This is a genomic window from Kiritimatiellia bacterium (assembly GCA_025054615.1).
In the GTDB taxonomy this organism is placed as follows: Bacteria; Verrucomicrobiota; Kiritimatiellia; order CAIVKH01; family CAIVKH01; genus JANWZO01.
On record JANWZO010000005.1, the window covers coordinates 24,144 to 47,191 of the forward strand.

The 23,048-nt window shown below is 61.6% G+C and carries 24 protein-coding genes and 1 tRNA gene; 15 read left to right on the top strand and 10 right to left on the bottom strand.

The features are described 5' to 3' along the window. Positions 1–75: 75 nt before the first annotated feature. From NZ740_03415 to NZ740_03440, 6 genes are all read right to left on the bottom strand, one after another. Positions 76–1,377 (bottom strand): alkaline phosphatase family protein, encoded by a 1,302-nt coding sequence (locus NZ740_03415; GenBank protein ID MCS6771057.1) that lies wholly within the window; start codon positions 1,375–1,377, stop codon positions 76–78. Next, positions 1,374–2,732, bottom strand: coding sequence for a sigma-54 dependent transcriptional regulator (locus NZ740_03420; GenBank protein ID MCS6771058.1), 1,359 nt, complete (start codon positions 2,730–2,732; stop codon positions 1,374–1,376). The genes NZ740_03415 and NZ740_03420 overlap by 4 nt, the downstream gene beginning before the upstream one ends. Before the next feature lie 109 nt (positions 2,733–2,841). After that, on the bottom strand, positions 2,842–3,669 hold the full coding sequence (locus NZ740_03425) for a hypothetical protein (protein ID MCS6771059.1): 828 nt from the start codon (positions 3,667–3,669) through the stop codon (positions 2,842–2,844). A gap of 146 nt (positions 3,670–3,815) precedes the next feature. After that, entirely contained in the window at positions 3,816–5,198 is a 1,383-nt protein-coding gene (gene argH, locus NZ740_03430) for an argininosuccinate lyase (protein MCS6771060.1), read from the bottom strand. A gap of 61 nt (positions 5,199–5,259) precedes the next feature. Then, positions 5,260–5,931, bottom strand: coding sequence for an HAD-IA family hydrolase (locus NZ740_03435; protein ID MCS6771061.1), 672 nt, complete (start codon positions 5,929–5,931; stop codon positions 5,260–5,262). Next, positions 5,928–6,593, bottom strand: a complete 666-nt coding sequence (locus tag NZ740_03440) for a class I SAM-dependent methyltransferase (GenBank protein MCS6771062.1) — start codon at positions 6,591–6,593, stop codon at positions 5,928–5,930. The genes NZ740_03435 and NZ740_03440 overlap by 4 nt, the downstream gene beginning before the upstream one ends. A 30-nt stretch (positions 6,594–6,623) precedes the next feature. Here NZ740_03440 and NZ740_03445 point away from each other — a divergent pair, with 30 nt between their 5' ends. From NZ740_03445 to NZ740_03485, 9 genes are all read left to right on the top strand, one after another. Beyond that, on the top strand, positions 6,624–7,814 hold the full coding sequence (locus tag NZ740_03445; protein ID MCS6771063.1) for a 3-dehydroquinate synthase: 1,191 nt from the start codon (positions 6,624–6,626) through the stop codon (positions 7,812–7,814). Then, positions 7,811–8,977, top strand: a complete 1,167-nt coding sequence (gene eboE / locus NZ740_03450; protein MCS6771064.1) for a metabolite traffic protein EboE — start codon at positions 7,811–7,813, stop codon at positions 8,975–8,977. Before NZ740_03445 ends, eboE begins: the two co-directional genes overlap by 4 nt. Continuing rightward, on the top strand, positions 8,958–9,503 hold the full coding sequence (locus NZ740_03455; GenBank protein ID MCS6771065.1) for a hypothetical protein: 546 nt from the start codon (positions 8,958–8,960) through the stop codon (positions 9,501–9,503). The genes eboE and NZ740_03455 overlap by 20 nt, the downstream gene beginning before the upstream one ends. Before the next feature lie 11 nt (positions 9,504–9,514). After that, on the top strand, positions 9,515–9,859 hold the full coding sequence (locus tag NZ740_03460) for a hydroxyisourate hydrolase (GenBank protein ID MCS6771066.1): 345 nt from the start codon (positions 9,515–9,517) through the stop codon (positions 9,857–9,859). A gap of 490 nt (positions 9,860–10,349) precedes the next feature. After that, positions 10,350–11,732, top strand: coding sequence for an efflux RND transporter periplasmic adaptor subunit (locus tag NZ740_03465; protein ID MCS6771067.1), 1,383 nt, complete (start codon positions 10,350–10,352; stop codon positions 11,730–11,732). Continuing rightward, positions 11,729–12,430 (top strand): ABC transporter ATP-binding protein, encoded by a 702-nt coding sequence (locus NZ740_03470; protein ID MCS6771068.1) that lies wholly within the window; start codon positions 11,729–11,731, stop codon positions 12,428–12,430. Before NZ740_03465 ends, NZ740_03470 begins: the two co-directional genes overlap by 4 nt. Beyond that, positions 12,421–13,581 carry an ABC transporter permease gene (locus NZ740_03475; protein ID MCS6771069.1) on the top strand — a complete coding sequence of 387 codons (1,161 nt, stop codon included), beginning with the start codon at positions 12,421–12,423 and terminating at the stop codon, positions 13,579–13,581. Before NZ740_03470 ends, NZ740_03475 begins: the two co-directional genes overlap by 10 nt. 3 nt (positions 13,582–13,584) lie before the next feature. Then, positions 13,585–14,733 (top strand): ABC transporter permease, encoded by a 1,149-nt coding sequence (locus NZ740_03480; protein MCS6771070.1) that lies wholly within the window; start codon positions 13,585–13,587, stop codon positions 14,731–14,733. A 22-nt stretch (positions 14,734–14,755) separates the two neighbouring features. Then, the gene (locus tag NZ740_03485) at positions 14,756–15,307 is read left to right on the top strand and encodes a hypothetical protein (protein MCS6771071.1); all 552 of its coding nucleotides are present in this window, start codon (positions 14,756–14,758) and stop codon (positions 15,305–15,307) included. A gap of 60 nt (positions 15,308–15,367) precedes the next feature. Here NZ740_03485 and NZ740_03490 read toward each other — a convergent pair whose 3' ends face one another. The 3 genes from NZ740_03490 to NZ740_03500 are packed head-to-tail and all read right to left on the bottom strand — an operon-like array spanning position 15,368 to position 18,386. Further along, entirely contained in the window at positions 15,368–16,207 is an 840-nt protein-coding gene (locus NZ740_03490; protein MCS6771072.1) for a hypothetical protein, read from the bottom strand. Beyond that, a complete protein-coding gene (locus NZ740_03495) occupies positions 16,204–17,022 on the bottom strand; it encodes a glycosyltransferase family 2 protein (GenBank protein MCS6771073.1) in 819 nt (272 codons plus the stop codon). Before NZ740_03495 ends, NZ740_03490 begins: the two co-directional genes overlap by 4 nt. After that, positions 17,019–18,386, bottom strand: coding sequence for an FHA domain-containing protein (locus NZ740_03500; GenBank protein MCS6771074.1), 1,368 nt, complete (start codon positions 18,384–18,386; stop codon positions 17,019–17,021). The genes NZ740_03495 and NZ740_03500 overlap by 4 nt, the downstream gene beginning before the upstream one ends. A gap of 105 nt (positions 18,387–18,491) precedes the next feature. On the opposite strand from NZ740_03500, the gene NZ740_03505 reads away from it, so the two are divergent. Then, entirely contained in the window at positions 18,492–18,971 is a 480-nt protein-coding gene (locus tag NZ740_03505; GenBank protein ID MCS6771075.1) for a YkgJ family cysteine cluster protein, read from the top strand. Here NZ740_03505 and NZ740_03510 read toward each other — a convergent pair. Next, positions 18,953–19,876: a glycosyltransferase family 9 protein gene (locus tag NZ740_03510; GenBank protein MCS6771076.1), complete on the bottom strand. Its 924-nt coding sequence runs from the start codon at positions 19,874–19,876 to the stop codon at positions 18,953–18,955. The genes NZ740_03505 and NZ740_03510 overlap by 19 nt on opposite strands. A 187-nt stretch (positions 19,877–20,063) precedes the next feature. Between NZ740_03510 and NZ740_03515 the strand changes: the two genes are divergently transcribed. The 5 genes from NZ740_03515 (at position 20,064) to NZ740_03535 (ending at position 23,018) form a co-directional block, all read left to right on the top strand. Further along, positions 20,064–20,140 (top strand) — tRNA-Asp (locus tag NZ740_03515). 9 nt (positions 20,141–20,149) lie between these two features. Further along, complete coding sequence (locus NZ740_03520) at positions 20,150–21,016, top strand: alpha/beta hydrolase-fold protein (GenBank protein ID MCS6771077.1); 867 nt, start codon at positions 20,150–20,152, stop codon at positions 21,014–21,016. Positions 21,017–21,026: 10 nt separating this feature from the next. Continuing rightward, entirely contained in the window at positions 21,027–21,470 is a 444-nt protein-coding gene (locus NZ740_03525) for a thioesterase family protein (protein ID MCS6771078.1), read from the top strand. Positions 21,471–21,579: 109 nt separating this feature from the next. Next, positions 21,580–22,248, top strand: coding sequence for a phosphatidylserine decarboxylase (locus NZ740_03530; GenBank protein ID MCS6771079.1), 669 nt, complete (start codon positions 21,580–21,582; stop codon positions 22,246–22,248). Continuing rightward, positions 22,245–23,018, top strand: coding sequence for a CDP-alcohol phosphatidyltransferase family protein (locus NZ740_03535; protein MCS6771080.1), 774 nt, complete (start codon positions 22,245–22,247; stop codon positions 23,016–23,018). Before NZ740_03530 ends, NZ740_03535 begins: the two co-directional genes overlap by 4 nt. Positions 23,019–23,048 lie beyond the last annotated feature (30 nt).

Genomic DNA, 23,048 nt, shown 5'->3' on the forward strand with positions numbered 1-23,048 from the left:
TCGAGCTGCGCCATTCGGGTTCGACGCCATCTAAATCCCAGGGGTCTGCTGTGGGGCGTTACCCGCTATTTCATTTCAAATTGCGCGTTGAATTCGGTCGCGTGCAGCAAGCGCGAGGTCAACAAGGGTTTCGATTGGCCGATCCGGTTCGAATGACGATGCCCAGGCAATGGAATCTTCAGGGCCCACGCGCCCATGCGAGCCTCGGACTTTCGAGGTGTCGAGACTAATCGACAGGGGCGGCCATCCAAAGAACAGTTCACACGGGTCATAGCCGGGTTTGTTGTGAATGTCGATGTGGGTCGCGTAGTCCGGCGCTTCGTGCGGGTCCGTCCACCACGGGTAGGCGAACCAACTGCCGCGCCGTGCGATGAGGGTGAAATCGCCTGCGTTCGGGTGGTCGATGCCGAACTCCCTGCGCGTCGGCCCCTCAAGGAGCTGGTCAAGGTCCGGGAGGCTGGCGAGCGACGAACGCGCGGCTTCGCGGATCTTTTCATCGCGGCAAAACACGTGGGCGACTTCGTGATCGACAACGGCGAAGGCGGGACTGTTGAAGAAATCCGGATAGGCCATGCCCCTGACGCGTCGGGTCCAGAACAGTCCAGCTTCGCGCAGCACGCGGTTGGGAAACATCGCCGGGCGTGAGACGGCGCCGATCGAATAATCGCCGAACACGAGCCAGTCGTATCCGTTCGCCTCGGCCGCGGCGAGGATTTCCTTTATCAGGCGGCTCAACACCTCACGTGCGCGGGCGGCTTCGGGGCTTGTCGGGCCTCGCCGCTGGAGGTCGTAATCCAGATGGGGGAGATAGGCGAGCAGCAGATCGGGCGCGAACGACGGATCGGCCATCACCGCGCATACAGCCTCGGCAATCCATTCGCTGGATTTGCGCGAAGCGAGCGGTCCCCAGTAATGCATCAGGTTGAACGGTCGGCCCAGCATTTTGCATAGCCGCTCATAGAGGTCAGGCGGTTGCGAATAGCAGTCCTGGATCATGCCGCCGTTATGTTTGTGGATGGGCCGCGGCGAGAGCACGAGGTCGACGGATTCGCCTAAGCTTTGTTGCCAGAACATCATGCCCACGCGTTTGCCGCGCGCCCGGAAAGCCTCCCAGATCCGCGCGCCCTTCACCAGCGAGGCCGACTGCTCCCAGAACAGAACTTTCTTCAGATCAGGGAACCAGAGCCCGTTGCCCACCATGCCGTGGCGTGTTGGCAGGCTTGCTGTTCGAAACGTCGCCTGGGCCGTGCAGGTGACCGCTGGAAAAACCGGCCGAGCCTCCCGAAACCGAACCCCGGAAATCTGGATTTGGATGGCTTGTGTCCACCCGAGAGCTGCGCAGTCGAGAATAAGAAGTCTGGGCCGTGCGGCGGTCACGTGTTCTCCGGAAGTTTCCGGTACAGCGTGGCCAGGCTGATTTGGAGCGCTTTCGCGGTCTTTTCCTTATCACCGCCGTGCGTTTTGAGCGCATGCAACAGAAATTCCCGCTCTTTCGCACGGAGATACTGACGCAGCGACTGCCCTGAGATCCCGATCGATTCTTCAGCCGCGGGTCTCGCGGCGGCGGACTCGCGGATCCGGGACGGAAAGTCTTCCAATCGGATGCTTTCGCCGCTGGCGAAGGCCAGGGCATGGCGAACGGAATTCTGCAGCTCTCGCACGTTTCCGGGCCAATGGTACCGCTCGAGCGCGCGTTCTGCCTCCGGATCGATCACGGGCATTTTTTCACGATTGCGAAGTTCCATGCGGATGAAATGGCGTACGAGGGGCAGGATGTCCTCTCGCCTCTCGCGCAGCGGGGGCATTTCGATGGGGATCACGCTCAGCCGATAGTACAAATCCTCCCGAAACGCCTGTTTCTCGATCAGCCGCTCGAGTTTGTCATTGGTTGCGGCAATCACGCGGACGTCCACCGCCACCGATTCATTGCTGCCCACCTTTCGAACTTTTCGATCCTGCAGGACCCTAAGCAGCTTGGCTTGAATGGAGAGGGGCATCGCCCCGATTTCGTCGAGAAAAATGGTTCCCCCGTTCGCCGCCTCGAAAAGCCCCTCCTTGGTCGACGTGGCCCCGGTGAACGCGCCCTTGACGTGCCCGAACATCTCGGACTCCAGAAGTGGTTCGGGCAGAGCCGCGCAATTGATCGGGATAAATTTGTTGCCGCGGCGCGCGCTGTGGGCGTGGATCGCCGTGGCGACGAGCTCCTTGCCGGTCCCGCTTTCACCGGTGATCAACACGGTGGTGTCGGTGCGCGCCACCCGCCCGATGATTTCGCAGATGCGCCGCATCTGCGGGCTTTCCGCGATAATGTTCTCGAACTGATAGCGTGCGCCGAGCTGCTGCCGCAGTTCGTCATTTTCGGTGCGAATGCGCGCATACTCGAGGGCGCGTTGGACCGTCAGCATCAATTCGTCTACCTTGAAGGGTTTAGTCACGTAGTCAAAGGCGCCTTCCTTCATCGCCTGAACGGCCGTTTCAATTGAGCCGTAGGCCGTGAGCATGATCACGGCCATCTGCGGCCGTTCCCGCCGAACGATCCGCAACAATTCAAGGCCGTCGATGGGCGACATCCGAATATCCGTCACCATCAGGTCAAACGGTTCACACAGAAGAATCTCTCGGGCCTTTTCCCCGCCCCGCACCGCCACGGGATCGTGGCCAGCCGACTTCATGAGCGTACTCAAAACGCTCAAGATGCTCGGCTCATCGTCAACGAGCAAAATTCGTGCCATTATCGCCCACCCTCAGATGAGCAATTTAATGTGCGTATCTGTCAGCGTTTGTCAATTTCTCAATTATTCAAATTCGCATTGGACCTCGCGCAGGGCCGGGGTTAGGGCGTCATTTCTGCACGCTCGGGGCGTCAAGGCGGACTTTAGCATGGTTGTCACGCACATCCGCCTTGGTCAACAATTCGGATACCAAATTTTCCAGCCGGGCCGACTGTTCAACGATGGACCGGCACAATAAGGCGAACTCCCGTTCGAGCAGGCGACCGCTTATCAGATCACCATCTTGGACCCGCTCTTGGAGGAGGGAGAGCAACTGGGCCGACCCTGAGATGGCGGTCAACGGATTTCGAATGTCATGGGCCAACTGATTCGCGAGGCTGGAAATTATGCGGTTCTGCGTTTGTCGGAATTCCTCTTCCATTGCGGCAACCACGTCCGAGATATCGGTCAGCAGGACGAGTCGGAAAACCCGATCGCTCGCGTAAAGGGTTTGCAGCTCGAATATTACGCTGATAATCCGACCATCCGGACGGGCAATTTTTCTGAACAGTCGGCACGTCTCCTGATCGCCTTCGCCGTTGGAAGTCAGTAGATTAGATATCGAGGACTCCGGAGAGAGGTTCGCAGACGCATCGGAGAGCCCCAGTAAAGCACGAGCTTTCTCGTTGAGCACGACGACGCGGCCCTTGGCTTCGAGCAATATGGCCGCGCATGGCAGGAATCGGACCGTTTGCTCGAGTTTCAATTCGGCGCTGCGTTTTCGAACGCCCGCCAAAGATCCAATCGCAAGAGTTCCACCCGCCAAGCCGGCGTGGAGCAATGGATTATTCGAGGGGAGATCCATGCAGACCATGCATATGAGGGAGGAGAAAGCTGCGATACCGAAAATAACTGTGGCGAGTTGCGCGACGTTTCTGCGTCTTTTTCGGGACTTCACAGCGTCAGTTATCGCCAACACGGTCAGTCTTCCTAGGCGATCCATCGGGTTTCACTCCCTACGCCGTGGCAAGAGATCCACAAAAATTCGAATCGCCGATAAATTTTAAAGCAGGAATAATGCCAATTCTTTGGCGCCAAAAGGGTTCAGCGGAGCAGTCGCTCATAGCAGGTCGCGAGCCGCCGTTTCTCGCGGCGCGCAAACCGCATGCCGACCTCGATGCGAGCTGTCATAAGGCCGAAATTGAGGCCCGCCGGTGCGCCCTCGTGCGTTTTCTTGCGGATTGCCTCAACGGGATCGACGGCGGCCAGCTCGTGCAGATGCTCTTTGACGTGGTGATACGCGTCACGGAAGGGCATTCCGGACGCCACCAGCTCCAAGGCTCGATCCGTGGCAAAAACCTCAGGGGTAAATCCTCGTAATAACGCCTCGCGATTCGCTCGCAGACCTTCGACCAATCCGCGCAGGATACGCAGACAGTCGAGTGTCTCGGACAACCCTACCAAGAAGGGCTCTTTTGTCTCCTGCAGGTCCCGATTGTAGCCAGAGGGCAATCCGCGCAGGAGATCAAAAACGCTAGATGCATGGGCGCGAACGCGTGCTGCCTTGGCGCGGATCAGTTCGAGGACATCCGGATTCCGCTTTTGCGGCATGATGCTGCTGCCAGTTGTATAACCCTCGGGGAGAGAGAAATACGAAAACTCGGGCATCGTAAACAGAATCAAGTCCGAGGCGAGGCGGGAAAGCACAAGCATGATCTGGCTGGCGCCATCGAGCAGCAGCGATTCAATCCGCCCTCGCGACTGATTGGCATAGAGGACGTTGTGCGCCGGGGCTTCGAATCCGAGCAGGCGCGCGACCAGCGACCGATCGAGCTGCAACGGGACGCCGTATCCGGCTGCAGAACCCAAAGGCGATCGGTTGTTCAAGCGATACAGCGCGAGTAGCAGCTCCAGGCAATCGGAGAGCTCTTCCGACCAGGCCGTGGCCCAGACCGCAACTGACGACGGCATGCCCGGCTGCATGTGCGTACGGCCTACCATCGGCCAATCGACATGGCGCCGGCCGAAGCGAAGCAGAGCCCGGGCCAGTTCGCCGCAGGATTCAAGCAAGAGCAGGAGCTGGTCTCGCCCATAAATTCGCAGGTCAAGCGCCACTTGGTCATTGCGGCTTCGCGCCGTGTGGACCCGTTTGCCCAGATCGCCCAGTCTGCGGGTCAATTCACGTTCCACGGCGAGGTGAACGTCTTGGTCTTCCAGCGTGATCTGGAACGCGCCGTCTCGCGCCGCTTTGATGATTCGGGCCAGTTCGCGCCGCACCTGGGCCGCCTGCTCCGCCGTCAGGATGGGCGGCCGGACCGGCAGGCGGCTCAACATCGTCACATGGGCAGCGGTTCCGAGACAGTCCGCCTCCACAAGGCTTCGATCCAATTCAACATCCTTTCCCGCGGTAAACGCGAGGACTTCGGAGTTGATCGCTCCCACGGTCGTGGACTTCAAGGGCGGCTTATCGGCGCGCGAGGATTTCATGCGGCAAGTCTAGCGGGAGCGGGCAGCGCTGAAAAGGATGCTGCGGCTGTGGGGATCGCTATCAATCATTCTGCAGGCGCTCGATCAGCGGAAGCACTTCATCCGGTCGCTCCACAACGGCCTGGGCTCCGGACGCCCAGAGCTCGTCCGCCGTCCGAAATCCCCACGCGGCGCCAGCGGCGAACATGCCCGCCGCTCGTGCGGTTTGCATGTCCGTGGACGTGTCGCCGAGATAAAAGACTTCCTCGGGAGGGACACTCATCTGAGCGGCGGCTTGCAGCGCCCCTGCAGGATGGGGCTTCCTCGCGATGTCCTCGCGCTGTCCCAACACGCAGGCAAATGGCCAACGCGACAGATATCCCTCAACGCACTTCAGCGTCATCGCATGCGGTTTATTGGACAAAATGCCCAGGCGGAACCCGCGAGCGACCAGCGCATCCAACAGATCGGATACGCCGTCGTACAGGCGTGTGTGGACGTTCCAGTTTTTCTCGTAGATCGCGCGATATTCGTTCAACGCGGCGTGAATTGTATTTGGGTCACGCTGATGTTCGGGGAGAGCCCGCGTGATGAGCATCGCCGCCCCGTCCCCCACGAGGTAGCGGTAGGCTTCGATCGGATGGACGGGCAGTCCTCGCGCCTCCAACATCCGATTCACGGATTCGCCGAGGTCCCGAAGCGTGTCGAGCAAGGTGCCGTCCAAATCGAACAAAACGGCCCGGAACCGTCTCATCGAATCCCCCAGACAAGGACATGGCGGTCGCTCGGAGTTTCAACGTGAAGGCGGGCCAATCCGGCCGCGCGCAGATGTTCGCGGATTTCATTCGGCGTGAAAGCCGCGCAGAGCGAGTGGAAGAAGTCCTCTTTGAGCACGGCCGGCTCGCCTTGTGTGTAGAGGTCGGTCAGCCGTCGTGCCTCTTCTCCCGAATCAGGACGCCGCAGGTCGGCGATGAACACCACCGTACCGGGTTGCGCCCAGCGAGCGATGTAACCCCACAGCATTAGGGGGTCATGAAGGTGATGCAACAGGCTGTTGCTCAGAATGACCCGGTAGGGCGGGTAAGGCGGCCGCCAATCCGGCAGGCGGCCGAGGTGAAGCCGGACGCGTTCTCCGACCTTCGGGAACCGCTCGCGGCAGATTGATGACGCCGCAATCATTGCAGGCGAGCCGTCAACGCCGTCGATGGTCCAGCCGGGATACGCGTCGGCAAATCGAAGCGCTACATCGCCGGGTCCGCACCCAAGGTCGAGCACGCGCGCGAACTCTGGCGCATCCGGAAATCGCTCGCGGAAGAGTTCGACCAGTCGGCTGTGCGGCGCCTCGAAATAGGCTCGGGCATAGGCCTCAGCCTGGTCATGGCGCTCCATCAGTTCCGGTTCGAGGATTCGCTGCATGTGTCGCTCGCTGGCATGAATGGCGTTGCCATGTTATCGTTCGCAGCATTCATCGCAATGACGGACACGATCCTCCAGCGAATCAGCGTGCCGTTCGAATATCCGGTTGTCTTCACTCGATCGGTTTTTTCGCCGTCGAATCCGGTGCTGCAGAAGACGGTTTGCCAAAAGGAGCCCTCGCGTCGACACCGGATACTGGCCGTGGTGGATGCCGGCGTTGCGAGGGCGAGGCCAGGCCTCATAGAGGAAATTCAGGGCTATGCGAGCGCATATTCGGAGCGACTTGAGCTGGTCCATCCGCCTCGCGTCGTGACGGGCGGAGAGGCGGCGAAGAACGATGTCATGGGGTTGGCGGCGCTAATCAACGCGATGGTCGAGCGACGGCTCTGCCGCCAGTCCTTCGTCGTGGTGGTCGGAGGCGGGGCGGTCCTGGATGCTGTCGGTTTCGCCGCCGCGCTCGTGCACCGGGGGCTTCGATTGATTCGCATCCCTACGACCGTCCTTGCCCAGTGCGACAGTGGCGTTGGGGTCAAGAACGCCATCAATCTGAATGGCGTCAAAAACCTGGTGGGCACCTTCGCGCCGCCGTTTGCGGTGGTCAATGATTTCGATTTTTTGCGCACGCTGCCTGAGGGCGCCTGGACCGATGGCATCGCAGAGGCCTTCAAGGTCGCGATCATCAAGGACCGCGTATTTTTTGACTGGTTGACATCCCACGCCTCGGACCTGCGCGCTCGCGACGAGCAAGCAATGGAGTATCTGATTCGACGCTGCGCGGAGCTGCACTTGGAGCACATCCGCTCACACGGAGACCCCTTTGAATTTGGGTCCGCAAAGCCGCTGGATTTCGGTCACTGGTCGGCGCACCGCCTTGAGGCCATGTCGAATTATCGCATCAGCCACGGGCGGGCGGTGGCGATCGGACTCGCGCTGGACGCCGCGTATGCCGTCGCCAAAGGCTGGTTGTCACCCGCCGATTTTGACCGGCTTTACCTCGGCCTCGCGCAGGCCGGCTTTGAGCTCTGGCACGAGCTGCTGGAGAAAAAGAGGGACGGTGAACTCGACCTAATGCGGGGCTTGCAGGAGTTCCAGGAACATCTGGGCGGAGACCTGTCGTTGACCATGCCGGACGGCATCGGCGCCGCGCGCGAGGTCTTCGAAATGGATCCCGCCCTCATTGCCGCCTCCATCGCCGAGCTCAAACGGCGCGCGGGCCGATGAATCGGTACGCGATGCGGCTGACCTACTGCCTGAATGTGCACCCCGGCGAAACGTGGGCCGACCAGTTTGCCGCCGTAGAACGATATGCGCTTCGCGTGCGTGACCGCGTTGCGCCTTGCAGTCCATTCGGACTCGGAATGCGCCTCAGTGCTCGGTCTGCCGTCGAGCTTGCCGAGCCACAGCTCCTCGAGGCGTTCCGTCGCTTTTTGCGCGAGAATGAGCTCGTGGTCGAAACGATCAACGCATTTCCGTATGGCGCATTTCATGGCGTTCGCGTCAAAGAGCAGGTGTATCGGCCGGATTGGCGGACGGAGGAGCGCGCGGAATTTACCCGAAACGCTGCGCGAATACTCGCTTCGCTTTTGCCGCCAGGCGCGCGCGGAAGCATTAGCACCGTGCCCGTCGGTTACGCGCCCGACTTCGCGGGCGAGGAGGACCGCCGGCTGGCGGCCCGCCGGCTTGTTGAACTGGCGCGATTCCTGGCTGACCTCGAGGATCGCAGCAGTGTCCGCGTGGGATTGGCGCTGGAGCCCGAACCTGGCTGTGTGCTGGAGACGTGCGAAGAGGCTATCGAGTTTCACCAGTTCTGCCGCGAGTGTGCTGGCGCGAATGCGGATCTGGTGTCGCGATATCTAGGGGTCTGCCTCGACACCTGCCACGCGGCGCTTGCGTTTGAATCGCCAGCCGATGCCTGGCTCCACTATGTACGGGCTGGCGTGCCGGTCATGAAGGTGCAGGTTAGTGCGGCCCTCGAAGTGGCAGGACCGCCGCCGACGGAGCTGGCGCGGTTCATCGAGCCCGTCTATTTACACCAGGTCCGAATGCTCCTTCGCGACGGGCGCCGAGCAGGCTGGCCGGATTTGCCCGAGGCCCTCGGATCGTGGCCTGAAGACGCCGAAATCGCGCGGATCCATTTCCACGTGCCTCTTCACTGGGGTGGCAGTGGAGCGCTGCGCACCACTCGCGGCACAATGGACGCCCGCTTTTGGAATCGGATCCGAAACTCGCCGGAAATTCAGGTTGAGGTCGAGACCTACACCTTTGAGGTCCTGCCCCCGGAGTTGCGTGAGGGGGGTGTGGTCGATAGCATCGCGCGCGAGCTGGCTTGGGCGCAGCGGTATCTGTCCGAGCGCACGGCGGACCATGAGAATATCTCAATTTAATGCCCTTTCGACGGACGAAGCCGTCCGCGATTTGCTTAAATGTTGTGGTTCCCGAAGGTGGGCCATGCTGATGGCCGCGCGGCGACCGTATCCCTCGCTGGCTTCCGTTCTGGAGTCGGCTGCTGAAATTTTCGCGAGGTTGGATCCCGCGGATCGGCTCGAGGCGTTTCAAAGCCAGCCGGGGATCGTTCAACTCGCTGAGCTGCACCGTGAGGAGGACCTCTCAACCTTCGAGCCGACCGCGGGTCGGACATTGAGTCGAAGGGCGAAGGGGCGGTCGGGCGCGCTGGACGAGCTGGCCCGGGCTGATGAGCAGGCTCGACGTCGATTTGGCTTTCCCCTCGTGATATGCCCTGTGGGACGTAGCGTGGAGACATTGCTGGAGATCGCTCGCGCCCGTGTGAGAAACCGAAAGGAGGAAGAGATCCGAGCCGCCTCAGAAGAGCTGCTGTCCTGGATGAAGATCCGCCTCGGCGCCCTGTTTCGCGAAGAGACCCTCGCAAATCCTTCCTCGAACAACGATTAGGATTCGTCGCCATGGCTTGTCCCATCACCGTGCGCCTGATTGATTCAACAGATGGCCGACCGGCTGCTGGAATCCACGTTGTCCTCCAGTTTTGGGAAGCGAATCGCGATTGGCGCACCGTCACCGAAACGCTAACCGGTGCGGATGGCGGCTCCGGCGCGTGGTTGCCCGATGACGCCGCGTTACCTGCAGGGACCTACCGCTTGATGGTCGATACAAGGGCCTATTTCCAGCGAAGGCGCGCGGTGGTCACGTTTCCCTTGGTTCCGGTGGTGTTCGACCATCGACTTCGGGATCCGCAGACACGGCTGTGCATCTTGCTTTCGCCGCACGGCTACACGGCGTATCGCGAATAATCGTCTCTTGATTCTTCAATCAGCTACTCTATTATTTACGCTGTGCAAGGGGCGATTCAGATCATTCTTGTTGTCTTCCTCGCGCTGCCAACGTCACTGTTTGCTCGCGTCTGTTTGAGTCCCGATTGTGAGACGGCCTGCTGCGTGCAAGAGGCGTCTAGCGCGGATGCTCACAATCCTCATGCCTCTTGTTGCATCGAGGTCCCGATGACAACGGATCGGACGGCGGCGCCCGTGCGAACTCACATCGAGACGGAATGCCCTGCACTGCGGGGAAGTATCCAAGACACGCAAATCCGAGCGTTCGAGCGGCCCCTCCCGCGTCAGACCGAATTTAGATCTTCGGATTCACTCCGTCGCCTCGCGACGCTTCGAATATTCCTCATTTAGACGTCGCCGGATCCTTCTTTCAGCCGGCTATTCGGCCGGATGTTCCGGTTTTTGATGTTCAACTGAGCCTTTTTGGCTTTTTGGCGAAAGGGGTCTCTCAATGGATCACCAGGTGGATTCAAACAAATCCTTTGATCGTTTGCAGGGGTTGCCGGCGGCGGATCGCAAGCGACGCCGAGCCGCCGGCCCGGTTTTGGTGCCTACTTTGCTGGTTATCGGTTTTTGCGCGCTCACGATTGCGGTGTTTGGCGACCGGTTACGGCCGCGGGTACCGGTCGAGACTCACCCCGCACTGTTGATGGCGAATACGGGCGTTGAATCCTTTCCGGAAGGCGAATCAGCGGTGCGTTCCATCGCTCAGGCTTCAGGCTGGATCGAGCCGGATCCCTATCCTGTTCGCGTTCCGGCTTTGATCGATGGGTTTATCGCCAGTGTGGAGGTATTGGAGGGTCAGGCGGTCCGCGCTGGAGACCTGCTTGCTCGATTCGATGAGACCAATTTCCGGTTGGCTGTGACGCGGGCGGAGGCCGAGTGGAAGGCTGCCCGCGCGGAGGCCGAGGCTGCCGAAATCGAGCACGAGCAGATGAAAGCCGAGTGGCTGGCCGCGGAGGCGCGGCGCAAGGCCGCGCAGGATCGTGCCCGTCGTGCGCAGGCCTTGCAGGATTCCTATCTGGCCGAGGCGGAACGCGTCGCGGCGGTCCTCGAAGAAGAGGAAGCCTCCGCCGAGGTTGAGGCGGCAAGGCTCAAGCTCGAATCCCATCAGCGGCTGATCGACCGCCTGCGCGCTCTTGAAGAACGAACCCACGCGGAGCTTGAACAGGCGCGAATCGACCTGGAGCGCACGCGCATCGTCTCGCCCATCGACGGGATCGTGCTGCGGCGCCATGTCAGCCCCGGCATGAAACGGATGGTGGCCTCTGACGAACCGGATGGGTCCACCATTATGACGCTGTACGATCCGAAACGCCTGCAGGTTCGCGCCGATGTTCCCTTGGCGGAGGCGGGAAAGCTCCAGACGGGCATGGCGGCGCGAATCACTTCGGCCGCGTTTCCCGACCGGGTTTTCACGGGTGTGGTCACACGAATCGTTGGCGAGGCCGACCTCTCCCGTAACACGCTGCAGGTGAAGGTCGCACTGTTCGATCCGGATCCACGCATGCGCCCGGAGATGCTCTGCCGAGTCGAATTCGTGGCAACGGAACGGGGTGCCCGCGCGCAGGTGCCGTCCGCTTCCCTCTGGATTCCCAAGGTGGCGCGTCAGACCGATTCGCAGGGCGGCTCCTTTGTCTGGGTGGTCGACGCCTTACGGGGTATTGCTGAGCCGAGGACCATACGTCTCTCCGGCGAGGAGAGGGACGGCTGGGTCCGAGTGATCGAAGGTCTGCGCGCAGGGGAAAAGGTGGTGATCCGAGGCGTCGAGCGGCTTCGCCCGGGGGCTCGGGTGGCGGAGAAACGAGTCGATTCCAAAGGAGGCGTCACGTGAACAGCAAGGATGGTCTGCTCGTCATCTGCCGGGGCGTGACCCGGCGCTTTCGAAAAGGTCCGGTTTGGGTCACGCCGCTGGAGAATCTGGATTTGGAAATTCCTCGTGGCGATTTTCTCGCGCTGATGGGCCCATCTGGGTCGGGCAAGTCGACGCTGCTCAACCTGCTTGCGGGCATCGACCAGCCCACAGCGGGCGAGATCATCATCGACGGCGCAGCGATCCATGCAATGTCCCGCGGCGCGCTCGCCGCATGGCGCGCGCGGACGGTTGGTTACATATTCCAGCTTTATCACCTCGTTCCAACATTGACCGCATTCGAAAATGTGGAGCTGCCGCTGCTGCTCCATCCGATGAGCCGGCGGGAGCGCAGCGAACGCGTGGAAGCGGCCCTTTCACTCGTAGGTCTCTCAGACCGCATGCATCACTTTCCGCGTGAACTCTCGGGCGGCCAGGAGCAGCGGGTCGCCATCGCGAGAGCGATCGTGGCCGACCCTCCCCTCATCGTCGCGGACGAGCCTACGGGCGATTTGGATCGCGAATCGGCCGATGCAGTTCTTGGGCTACTCGGGCGACTGAACCGTGAACGGGGAAAAACGATCGTGATGGTCACCCACGACGCCCGCGCCGCGTCGGCCGCGTCGCGCGTGCTGCATCTGGAGAAAGGCAAATTGCTGGAGGCCTCAGCATGCAACTGAACGGAAAAACGCTCATCAATATGATCCCGCTGGCAGCCAAGCAGGTTGTCCGCAGCCGCATGCGCGCGCTACTGACCGCGGCAGGCATTGCGATGGGAATGTTTGTGTTTGCCGCCGTGGAGACGCTCCGATCCGCCGTCGCGCGCGCGACGACCCTGGGCGCCGAGGATACCACGCTCGTCGTGTACCGGGAGAATCGGTATTGCCCCGCAGCGAGCCGTTTGCCGCTGCATTATGAGGACGAGATTCGGCGTGTGCCCGGCGTTCGGGAGGTAATTCCGATCCAGATCGTCGTGAACAATTGCGGGGCGAGCCTCGATGTCATCACGTTCCGCGGCGTTCCGCCCCGCCAGCTTCTTCGGTACGCGCCGGAAATCCGGATCGTGCGCGGATCACTGGAAGATTGGATGCGCGCCGATGACGGCGCCCTAATTGGAGAACAGTTTGCAAAACGCCGCGGCCTGGCGCCCGGCGATGTCTTTCAAGCGGCGGGTGTCCGCGTTCGAATTTCGGGCATTTTGTCCTCGCCGAACCCGCAGGACAATTCGGTGGCCTATGTGCATCTGCCATTTTTGCAACAGGCGAGCGGCCGCGGGCTTGGCGAGGTGACCCAATTCAACGTGCGCGTGGAGGATCCCTCGGAGCTTCTTGCGGTGGCTGACGCGATCGACGCTCGCTTTCGGTCGGCCCCTGAGCCCACGAAAACTACGCCTGAAAAGGCGTTTTTCGCGCAGGCTGCGAGCGACCTCGTGGAACTGTCCGATTATTCGAAGTGGATCGGTTATGGCGCCGTGGTCGCGGTGCTGGGCCTTATCGGGAATGCCGTCCTGCTCGCGGTTCGCGGTCGGGTGCGAGAGGTGGCTATCGTACAGACGCTCGGCTACTCATCCGGCGCGGTGGCGTGGCTGGTCCTTCTGGAGGGCATTCTGCTAGGGCTGGCGGGCGGCGCGGCGGGCGCGGGCGCGGCCTGGATCTTTTTTGAGGCGGGCCGTTTCACCTTTGGAAACGAGGGACAGATTATCTCGCTCACGGCTGATCCCCGCCTGCTCGCAGACTGCCTGGGTATCGCGCTGGGGCTGGGCGCTGCAGCGGCGGCGGCGCCGGCGTGGATTGCCGCCCGCACACCCATTGTGGCGAGTCTCCGGAGCTGAGCCATGGCGCTTCTCCCCCTGCAGTATGCGGTGCGGAATCTGTATCGGTCCGTTTCGAGGCTAGTTCAACTGATCCTCGGCAGCGCGCTGGTCGTGTTCCTTGCGATGGGCGCGCATGCGCTGAATGAGGGCATGCGGCGGATGCTCGCCGCCAGCGGTAGCGAGAAAAATGTCCTGATCCTTGGCGCGGGTAGCGAGGAAAGCACACAGCGCAGCGAAATCCCCGCGCGCGCGGCGGGGATCGCGGAGGCGAGCATCGCGGGCGCCTATGCTCCGCTCGGCGTCCGGGCCTTTTCGCCGCAGATTGTGCACATGACCGAAGTCGGCGTCGCTGGCATTCGCGCCAAGGCATTTCTGCGCGGTGTGGACGAGCGGGCGTTGCTGGTCCATCCGGAAGTTGTACTGCTCGACGGGCGTTTTCCCGGACCGGGCGAGGCGATGGTCGGGCGCCATGCATGGCGGCGACTTGGTGTCGACGCGGACAGCCTGCGGCCCGGCAACACGCTGCAGGTCGACGACGCCGCTCTCCGGATCACGGGTGTGTTCGCCGCGCCGGGTTCGGTGTTTGAATCGGAGATTTGGATGAATCTCCACGAGTTGCTCGCGCTGGCCCGCCGCGAAACCTACAGCGCGATTGTGGTGCGATTGGATGACGGCGACCCGGTGGATGTGGAACTCTTCACCCGGCAACGGATCGACCTTGAGCTGAGCGCCATTCCCGAGAAGACCTATTATGCCAAGCTGTCCTGGTTTTATGCGCCGATTCGATGGATGACCTGGGCAACGGCGCTCCTGATTGCCACCGCAGCCTTCTTCGGTGGCCTGAACACGATCCATGCGGCTTTTGCAGCGCGAGTTCGCGAGGTCGCCACTCTCCAAGCCATCGGCTTTTCGCGCGCTGCGGTGTTTGTCTCGTTTCTTCAGGAGTCCATGCTGACGTCGGCGGCGGGAACGCTGCTAGGCGCGGCGGCGCTTCTCGCCGTGTTGTCGGGCCGCGTGGTTTATATTGGCGCGGGCGCCTTTGAACCGGACTGCGGCCCGGAGACGCTCGGCGTCGGTCTAGCGGCCGGCGTGCTGCTGGGTGTGCTCGGAACACTCCCACCCGCGTTTCGCTGCCTTAGGCCTCCGCTACCGCAGGCGCTTCGGGACTAACTTAGGAGGAACAGGTATGATCATGAAGAGAATCGCTCAAACACGAGTGGCGCTGATTGCCCTTGTCGCGCTCTCCACGGCCGGGTGTGGCAAAGGGCCGTCACGCGAAGAGTCGCCTTCCGCGGATGCGGGCGAGATCCCGCCTGCTGTGTTGGCGTTATTCCGAAAAATTTCCGGCGAAGGCGGAGCTTTGCCGATCCGGGAAGTTCGCGAGAAAGCCGGAGCCGGGGATCGAGTAGTCATCGAAGCCGCCATCATCGGCAGCGAAAACCCGTTTATCGAAAGACGGGCGGCCTTTGTGATTGGGGATCCTGAGCGGATCGAAACCTGCGACGAGCTACACGCCGATTCCTGTCCGACGCCATGGGATGCGTGTTGCGAGGAGCCCGACACGCTCCGGGAAAATACCGCAATCGTCCAAATCGTCGACTCCGACGGCCGAGTTCTGCCCGTGGGGCTCCGCGGAGTGGGCGGATTGCGCGAACAGGCGCGAGTTCGGGTTGAAGGGCGCGTGGCAAATCGTTCGGGTGAGGGCGCGCTGGTTATCAACGCGGACGCCATCCAAGTGTTCTAACGTCGGTTTATTCCCGCTCGTGAAAACTGCGGAAGGGTCTGCGGGGCTTTTCAGGACGCCCTACCACGACACAGCGTATTCCACGCCGACTACGACGCCCTCGGACTCCGGCTGGTAGACCTCGATTGGCGGGAAAAAGCGGGGTTCCGAGCGCCCGAAGGCGTAGGTTTCGAGGAAGAGGGCGAATTGGTAGTTTTTGTGACGCCAGCCGACCTCGCAGTCCCACGTCCATTGCCGGCCTGGCTTCAGTGAAAAGGTTCGGTCTTCCCGGATACGCAGGCTATAGTGCGCCGTGTTGTAGATTGGCGGTCGCAGGGCGGCCACGGCAAACAGGGCCGATTGCGGCGAGAGGCGCTGTTCCACATACGCGCCGAGCCGGCCGTAGACCATGAGCCAGAGCTCGTCGTAACCGCCGCGTTCGGGCTCGCCGCCGGCGAGTCGGCGCAGCCAGGATTGGACTCCCGCGCCAAGCAGCGGAACGGCGCGGAAGCCGCTTTCGTCGGGCGACAGGCGCCTTCGCGCGTCCGTCTCAACGCGGAGCCCATAGTACTCCGTCGTTTCCGTCAAGGGTTCTCCGCCGATAGTCCGGCCGTCGTAGTCCGCGCGCCCGGCCATCGCCTCGGCTCGCCACAGGACGTGCAGCGACGCCAGGCCGGCTCCGCCGCGGGTTCCGAGGGACAAACGATAGCCCTCTTCCTTCAAGATGCGCGATCCGCCTTCATATTCATCCCAATCGAATCGGGCCAGTCGGATACCGATCAACGGCGCAGTCTCTTCCGCGGCCGCAGTGGAGAGACATGCAACGGCAATGAGCGCCGCAAGGGCGGCTGATTTCCATCGTCTGTAAAAAAATTTTATGGAGCTTCCATGCTCTGGAAAAGCGGCCGGGGTCGCCTTCATGCGCCGGGTCCCGTCCCGGGTTCGGGCAACGTATCGAAATCCGTTTTCTTCCGGAGGGCGAGTTCCCAAAGTTTCGCGTATTTCATGAATACGCCGAAACTGCTGATGACTGCGATGATGAAGCCGTGCCAGCCGTCGAGAAAGCCATGTTTGAGGAAATAGCCCTTGAGGAATCGCAGAGGGGGGCGGAACAGGAGGTCGAGGGGATTGAAGCGAGGATTCTGAACGAACTTTTGCCGAGCGGAGATGGTTGAAAAGCGGTCGAGCGTGTCGAGATGGTCGCGCAGGTCGTCGTAGGTGTAATGCCAGAGAGGGTTTTTGAGGCGTTTGACAGGGCCGTTGACGACCACCTTGTCATGCGGCTCTTCGCCTTCGGACCGGCCGTAATCCTTGTGAAAAAGCCTGAGTTTGACGTCCGGGTACCACTCGCCGTGGCGGATCCACCGGCCGAGGTAGTACACCTGGCGCGGGAATTCGTAGCCGAGGTACCGGGGCCCGTTTTCGAATTCCTCGAGGATCTCCTCGCGGAGGCCGGGGGAGACCTCCTCGTCCGAGTCGATGTTCAGGATCCAGTTGTAGCGCGCGAGCGTTCGCACGAGGTTTCGCTGGCCGACGTAGCCGAGCCACACGTGCTGAAAGACGCGGTCAGTGTACTCGCGGCAGATTTCGACCGTGCGATCCGTGCTAAAGCTGTCGAGGACGACAATTTCGTCGCACCAGGTGACGCTTTCGATGCACCGCCTGATCTTCTTTTCCTCGTTGAAGACGATGATGCAGGCGGAAATGCGCTCTCGCCTGTTTGCGGGCGCGGTCACGGCGCGGCTTCGGCCCGGCGCGCGTCCGCGACGGGGGGCACGGGCGATCCCGCGAGCGAACGCGGCTGGGCGTATTCGTCGAGGAGCTCGCCTCCGCGGTAGAGCCGGACCTGGTAACCGTGGAACGAGCGGGGCGTGCCTTCGGCGGCCTGCTGTTCCCGGACGCCTTTGGGGATCACGCAGGTGGCCGTGACGACGAATTCGCCCGGAGCTCCGCTGTCCGAAGGGCCGATCGGCTCTACCGACACGCGGCCCGGGGAGGGTAGGATTTCTCCCGTCGCGCGGTCCCTTTCAAAGAAGTTCGCTTCAACGCGGAGATTCTCCAACTCCACGCGCTGGTCGGGCGGCGCAGACAGTGTGATGTTGAGGACGCGCATCTCGTCCATGTCCTCGCTGCCGGGGAACCGGGTTTGTACAACGGACTGGATCTTCACGGCCACTTCCTCAGGGGGTGGCGCCGGCTGGATGGCCTGGCTCAGGCGGATCCGTTCGGCGACCGCGCGTTGGTACAGGGGGGATTGCGCGCTGCGCCGCAGAATTTCCGACCACTGGGCGGCCGCCTCGGCAAGGCGGCCCTGTTTTTCGAGGACTCTCGCGCGCTCTTCGTAAGCGGGGAGAAAATCCGGCGCGATAAACTGGATGTGCGCGAGAAGACGGTCGGCCTCGACCAGATGGCCGGCGGCGATCGCTTCGCGGGCGGGGCCGATCAGTTCGGCGGCTTCTTCCAGCGGCGATTTGGGCGCGGCGGGAGGGTTGAGCGTGGGCAGGGCGGTGGGCGGGGGTGGTGTGGGGGCATTCAGGTTGCGGACGGTTTCCTGAATGGCTCGGAGGTCTTCCCTCAACAGACGCAGGTCTTCCGTCAGGGCGGGCGGCACGACGGGCGTGGTGCGCGCGACGATGGCGGGATTGGTCGGAGGCGGCTGGAGTCCTGACGTCTCGACCGGCGCGTTGGGCCCGCGGGGCACATAGCGGGCCGATAACGCGGCGGCTAGCCCGAGTAGAAGCAGCGCAGCGATGGCCCAAGCAGCCTGGCGGCGTCGGCGGCGCTCGCGTTGCCCGCTGACCTCGGCCTGGACAAGCGCCTGGACCAGAAAACGGGTCCGGCCGAGTTCAAACTCGTCCCCGTGTTTCAGGCGCGCTTCCGAGACTTCGCGCTTGTTCACGAGGATTTTGTTCATCGATCCGAGGTCGCGGATGAACAATTCATCGCCGCGCTGCACAAGTTCGGCATGGCGCAATGCCGCTTCGGCGTCGGGCACATGGATGGCGCAAGCCGGGTCGCGACCGATGCACATGGGCTGCTCGCTCACGGTGATGCGCTCGCCCGTGCGTGTTCCGTTGAGAAAGATGACGCGATAAATCATCCGGAACGAAGCATACCCAACTGGCCACCGCTCGCCAACGCGAAATCCTGGACCCTGGCGCGAAAAAACTGTCCTCCAGGGCCGGTTCGGCCCAGACTGGCTGACATGGCTAATGCCGATGAGGGTCGACGGCCCGGTGAACCCCGGTATGTGTTCGACAACGGCGTCCGATTCGAGTGCGTGCGGTGCGGCCGCTGTTGCACCGGGGCGCCGGGGATCATTTTCGTCAACCGCCAGGATGCGGAACGGATTGCCGGTCATCTCGGCCTGGCGCTTGATACCTTTCTGGCGACCCATACCCGGCCGTGGAAAGACGGCCACACACTGGTTGAAAAAGCGAACGGCGAATGCGTTTTTTATGAAGAGGGCCGCTGCCGGATTTATGAGGTGCGGCCGACCCGTTGCCGAACCTATCCGTTCTGGCCGGAAACCCTGCGTTCGGAGGAAGCGTGGCGCGAAACCTGCGCGGAGTGCCCCGGCATTGGGCGCGGGCGGATCCATTTGAGGGATGAAATTTTGCGATTGATCCACGCGTCGTGGGAGGCGGGCCCCCAATCAAAGGCCCATCAACCGCCGAGCGATTGAGCCGCCCGAAAGACCTCCTCGACTGAGATCGAGTCGAGCCGGCTGTCTGGTGCCCGTAACACGCGAACCCGCGCGCCACGGGGCGCCCACAGCGCCGGATCCGTCGGTCCGAACAGGGCGAGGGTTGGCGCCCCGACTGCCGCAGCCAGGTGGGTAATCCCGCTGTCATTCCCAATGTAGCCGGAAGCCACCGAGAGGATTTGGGCGACCTCGCGGATGGATAAACCCGCAAGCAAGGAGATGTCCGCGGCGTTTCGTTCGATTCCTTCCCGTGCGGCTGCATCCGCCTCGCCCACGAGGAACAACGGCTGCCGGCCCGTTTCTCGCAAGCGACGCGCGAGCTCGATAAATCGACCGGCCGGCCAGTTTTTGGAAGGACTGCCGCTTCCGGGGTGAAGGATCCAGGCCGGCTGGCGCGGCCCGAGCCGCGCGCGGCCGGCCGCTCGCTCGATCTCCGGTAGGTCGATCCGCGGGGATGCGCCCGCCGCATAGATCGCAAGGGATTCGAGGGGTTTGAGGAGATGGTCAACGGCATGGGTCTCGCGGACGATCGGTGAACCGCTGATCACCTGACGGGCGCCGGCTCTCATCAGATTTGTTTCCACGGTGCCGTCCGGATCGTGGAAATAGTTGAATACGAGATCGAAGGACTGGATGAACGCGCGCTGGTCTTCGGGGATTGTTGGATTCAATGCGAAAAATCGGGCGATTTGTGCCGCGTGCAGTGAGCCGATGGAGTCGACCAACCCGGCGACCCGGGCAATTTCTGCAATGTGGGGGTAGCCGATGAGTTCAATCTGGGCCGTCGGCCATCGTTCTCGCAGCGCAGCAAAAACGGGAAGCGTGACGATGAAATCGCCGATCGCCCCGCCGCGCAGCACGAGGAATCGGGGCCGCTTGTTCACCGTGAACAGTATAGTTCTAGGGGCTTTGCTGACTCCAGAAAAACTGAGGCGACGAAGAGGGGGTGTGGACGCGCAATCCCTGCCGAAATGGGTCGACAAATACAACCCAACTGGACAAAAACAGCCGAACGGGGAAAATTTTGCTTGAGAGAACCTTTCCGCGAATGGGATAAGAAGGGCTTCGCGCGGGGGCGTAGCTCAATTGGTTAGAGCGCTGCCCTGTCACGGCAGAGGTCGCGGGTTCGAGCCCCGTCGCCCCCGCCACTTTATCCTATGCACCTTTCAAGTCGCTGGCTGCTCGCCATGGCCGCTTTATTCGTCGGATCAACACACGCGGAACCGCCGGATGGGGGCGCCGTTTCCGCGCAGGAAGCTGCGGCTGCGGTTTCCACAGTGGTCGGCGATTTGAGAATCCATGACGGAATAGGCAGCGGGCGGATTGCGCCGCGACGCGTCTCCGTTTGGCTGCCGCCGGGTTACGAAGACAACGCCGATCGTCGCTATCCCGTCCTCTACATGCACGATGGCCAGAATTGCTTCGATGTTGCGCGTTCGGCATTCGGGATGGAATGGCGCATGGACGAAGAGGCGACGCGCCTGATTGCCGAGGGACGGATCGAACCCATTATCATCGTGGGCATTGACAACAACGGCGAGTTGCGACGCGACGAATATGGGGAGACAGAGCTAGGCGCGGAATACAGGAGATTTGTCGTCGAGACGGTAAAGCCGCTGGTGGACCGAACCTACCGCACGAAACCCGAAGCTTCACACACGGCCACGATGGGCGCATCGATGGGCGGAACCGTCTCCTTTTTGCTGGCGTGGGAAAGGCCCGATGTGTTTTTTGGCGCGGCCTGCCTTTCGCCGGCCTTCATGGATCCCATCCAAAATCGGGTTCGCCGGCATCGCGGCAAGCGACCCCCGATTCGGCTGTACATCGATAATGGGGAGCTTGGAATCGACCAGAAGCTGCAACCGGGCATCACGATGATGCTGGTGCGCCTTCAGCAAAAGGGGTTCGAGATCGACGAGGACCTGGTCTTTTTCCTCGACGAGAAGGCCGAACACAACGAAAAAGCCTGGTCCGCGCGCGTCTGGCGCCCTCTCGAGTTTTTGTTCGGCACGTCGCGCAACTAGGGGCGGTCGCATGCCTCGACAGAAAATCATCCTGCCGGAGACGTGGCTATACGAAACGGTCGTCCCGATACGGATCACGGACCTGAATTACGGCCGGCACGTGGGTAACGACACGATTCTCGGATTACTTCAAGAGGCGCGGGTGCGATGGTTGCGGTCGCTCGGCTATGACTCGGAACTGCTTGAGGGTTCGCTGGGGCTGATTCTCGTCGATCTCGCTGTGAGATTCCGGTCGGAACTCACCTACGGCGACGATCTTCTCGTCCGACTGACGGTTTCCGAATGGTCGCACACCGGCTTTGAGCTGGCATACCTTGGACTGAAGGCGTCCGATCGCTCGGAGGCGGTGCGAGCGCTGACTGGCCTGGTTTTCTTTGATTACGCCTCGAAGCGAATCGCGGCTGCGCCGCCGGATTTTCGCAGCCGGGTTGAACATTCGGGTCCGCCGCGCTAGACACTTGAATTATTTCGATTTCTGCCGTGTCAAAATATTGGGGCCGCAAGAAAACCCTTGCAATCACGCCCAAATGCGCGATGGTCCGTATCTAACGGATTTCTAACACATGAAAGTGGCGAGAGGATTTTGGTCGCATGTGCTCGTGGTGCTGGCGGTAGCCGTTGTGTTGTCGGCGATTGCCCGTCACGCCGGGTACTCTGTCGCTGCATGGGCATTGCTCGCGAGTGGCGGGTTGGCCATCGCGTTTTTGGCATATTTCTTCCGAGACCCCGATCGGCCGGTTGTCGAGGATTCCCGCGCCGTGGTGTCCGGCGCGGATGGATGGGTGCGATCGGTGGAGCGGTTTCGGGAGGACAAGTACCTCAAGACCGACTGCGTGCGGATCAGCACTTTCCTCACGCCGTTTGACGTCCATGTGAACCGAGCGCCGATTGCGGGTTCCATCGCGGCGCTGGATTACACGCCGGGCAAGCACCTGTTCACGATACAGGAGGCGGCCTCCGACGTGAACGAACACAGTTCGATTGTAATCGTCGGCCGCCGCACGCGATGTTTAGTCAAACAAATTGTGGGTCCGATCGTCCGCCGCGTTGTATATTGGCTTACGGTGGGCCAATCGGTCGAGGCGGGCGAGCGCATCGGCATGATGAAATTCGGGTCGAGATTAGATGTTTATCTCCCGGAGGAGGATGTGGAAGTGCTGGTGAAGCCTGGAGACCGCGTCCTCGCCGGAATTACCGCGATTGCTCGCATTCGAAAGGGGGATTCTACATGATGTGGCGAAAACTTTTGCCGAATTTGCTGACGCTCGCCGCTCTTGGCTGCGCGATGCTGAGCATTCTAAAGGCCGTCGAGGGCGAATTTGTTGCCGCCGCGCAATTCATCATGCTGTGCCTGGTTTTCGACGGGCTTGATGGCAACATCGCCCGTTGGTGCCGGGGCGCGACAAAGTTCGGCGCGGAACTCGATACCTTCGTGGACATTATCGGTTATGGCGTGGCGCCCGCACTACTTGCCCACCAGTTGGTAATGAAGGACCACGGCGTATGGGGTCTTCTTTACGTATGTTTTGCGCCAATGTCCGGGGCGTTGCGGCTGGCGCGATTCCGCGTGGTGGATCCGCACCGTGGGCAGAAGGGCTATCTGGGCTTGCCGATCACGGTCAACGCAGGATGGGTTGCGATGATGGTTTTTGCCACGCAGACGGGTTTGCTCAGGGAGGATCTCTTCACGCTGGCGGGCGGGCCCTTCGCCGCGATGGTCTGGACCGTGTCGACAGCCATGCTGTTTCTGCAGGTCTCGACCTTGCGTTACAGCAAGCCGACCAAGGCTCCTCTGTTTTTCTTCGCCGGCATCGCGATGGTTCTGATGCTTTTCCTCAAGGAAGAGATCGCTTTGGTCTCGGCGCTTTCCATGTGCGCGTATGGTGTGTTTTACGCCTTCATCAGCCCGTTTTTGCCGCGGCATGCCGAGTTGGTGGACCGGGCTGCGGAATCCGGCGAGTTGGAGTCGGCCGAAGATCCCGTCCGCTATCGTTCCTCATAAGCGCGTCGAATTCGGAACTCGGCTGCTATT

What these genes read in the sequence shown, in the direction of transcription:
- NZ740_03455 (MCS6771065.1), top strand. Translation starts at nt 8,958, where the DNA reads ATGAGAATATCTCAATTTAATGCCCTTTCGACGGACGAAGCCGTCCGC.
- NZ740_03480 (MCS6771070.1), top strand. Translation starts at nt 13,585, where the DNA reads ATGGCGCTTCTCCCCCTGCAGTATGCGGTGCGGAATCTGTATCGGTCC.
- NZ740_03535 (MCS6771080.1), top strand. Translation starts at nt 22,245, where the DNA reads ATGATGTGGCGAAAACTTTTGCCGAATTTGCTGACGCTCGCCGCTCTT.
- NZ740_03485 (MCS6771071.1), top strand. Translation starts at nt 14,756, where the DNA reads ATGAAGAGAATCGCTCAAACACGAGTGGCGCTGATTGCCCTTGTCGCG.
- NZ740_03440 (MCS6771062.1), bottom strand. Translation starts at nt 6,593, where the DNA reads ATGCAGCGAATCCTCGAACCGGAACTGATGGAGCGCCATGACCAGGCT.
- NZ740_03465 (MCS6771067.1), top strand. Translation starts at nt 10,350, where the DNA reads ATGGATCACCAGGTGGATTCAAACAAATCCTTTGATCGTTTGCAGGGG.
- NZ740_03500 (MCS6771074.1), bottom strand. Translation starts at nt 18,386, where the DNA reads ATGATTTATCGCGTCATCTTTCTCAACGGAACACGCACGGGCGAGCGC.
- NZ740_03490 (MCS6771072.1), bottom strand. Translation starts at nt 16,207, where the DNA reads ATGAAGGCGACCCCGGCCGCTTTTCCAGAGCATGGAAGCTCCATAAAA.
- NZ740_03460 (MCS6771066.1), top strand. Translation starts at nt 9,515, where the DNA reads ATGGCTTGTCCCATCACCGTGCGCCTGATTGATTCAACAGATGGCCGA.
- NZ740_03505 (MCS6771075.1), top strand. Translation starts at nt 18,492, where the DNA reads ATGGCTAATGCCGATGAGGGTCGACGGCCCGGTGAACCCCGGTATGTG.
- NZ740_03520 (MCS6771077.1), top strand. Translation starts at nt 20,150, where the DNA reads ATGCACCTTTCAAGTCGCTGGCTGCTCGCCATGGCCGCTTTATTCGTC.
- NZ740_03530 (MCS6771079.1), top strand. Translation starts at nt 21,580, where the DNA reads ATGAAAGTGGCGAGAGGATTTTGGTCGCATGTGCTCGTGGTGCTGGCG.
- NZ740_03435 (MCS6771061.1), bottom strand. Translation starts at nt 5,931, where the DNA reads ATGAGACGGTTCCGGGCCGTTTTGTTCGATTTGGACGGCACCTTGCTC.
- eboE (MCS6771064.1), top strand. Translation starts at nt 7,811, where the DNA reads ATGAATCGGTACGCGATGCGGCTGACCTACTGCCTGAATGTGCACCCC.
- NZ740_03525 (MCS6771078.1), top strand. Translation starts at nt 21,027, where the DNA reads ATGCCTCGACAGAAAATCATCCTGCCGGAGACGTGGCTATACGAAACG.
- NZ740_03420 (MCS6771058.1), bottom strand. Translation starts at nt 2,732, where the DNA reads ATGGCACGAATTTTGCTCGTTGACGATGAGCCGAGCATCTTGAGCGTT.
- NZ740_03475 (MCS6771069.1), top strand. Translation starts at nt 12,421, where the DNA reads ATGCAACTGAACGGAAAAACGCTCATCAATATGATCCCGCTGGCAGCC.
- argH (MCS6771060.1), bottom strand. Translation starts at nt 5,198, where the DNA reads ATGAAATCCTCGCGCGCCGATAAGCCGCCCTTGAAGTCCACGACCGTG.
- NZ740_03445 (MCS6771063.1), top strand. Translation starts at nt 6,624, where the DNA reads ATGTTATCGTTCGCAGCATTCATCGCAATGACGGACACGATCCTCCAG.